Origin of the sequence: Stieleria mannarensis (genome assembly GCF_014154935.1) — a bacterium.
Taxonomy (GTDB): Bacteria; Planctomycetota; Planctomycetia; order Pirellulales; family Pirellulaceae; genus Stieleria; species Stieleria mannarensis.
In genome coordinates, this window is sequence record NZ_JACEHH010000205.1 from 1 (window position 1) to 580 (window position 580).

1 protein-coding gene is annotated in these 580 nt (G+C 56.6%); it reads right to left on the reverse strand.

Annotation, left to right across the window (positions count from 1 at the left end; translation table 11 throughout):
* Positions 1–580, reverse strand: a 580-nt coding sequence (locus H1B37_RS33075; RefSeq protein ID WP_182871533.1) for a transposase, incomplete at both ends; no start/stop codon positions are given.

A 580-nucleotide genomic window follows, 5' to 3' on the forward strand; every position in this document is an offset into this window, starting at 1 on the left:
CACCTTCTGGAATCCACTGGGGAGAATGTGCTGAGCAAACCCCTCGATGAACTTGACACCTTCAACGTTCCGCTCGATCGTCCGCTTGGCCTTGGTGGGCGTGACGGTGTACGAGACCGAACGGTCGGTGACCGCAACGATCCGCTTGTCGCTGATCGCCACTCGATGGATGTACTTCTGGATGACCTTCAATCCAACGCCGGCTTCGAGCAAGTGCGTGGCGTAGGAATGGCGCAATGTGTCGATCGTGATTTCCTTGCCGAAGTTGAGCTTCTTGGCGATCTGCTTCATTGCTCCCTGGACGGTGGTTTCGGACATCGGACGCTCGGCCTTGCTTTTTCCGTGGATGTCGAAGCAGTACCCGGGCGAAACGGCGGGAAAGATCCAGCTGTCGTGATGATGTGTCAGCCAATAGGCACGCAGCAACTTCAGTGTCGATTCGGGCAGCGCGGTGATGTTCTGCAGTTTGAGCATGGAGAAGATGTCGCAGTCTCGTTTGCAGGTGCGGGTGTAAAAGAATTTGACGCCCGAGAGAGCGACACGCAGCGACCCGTAGGCAAAACCCCGGTCATTCTTGAGG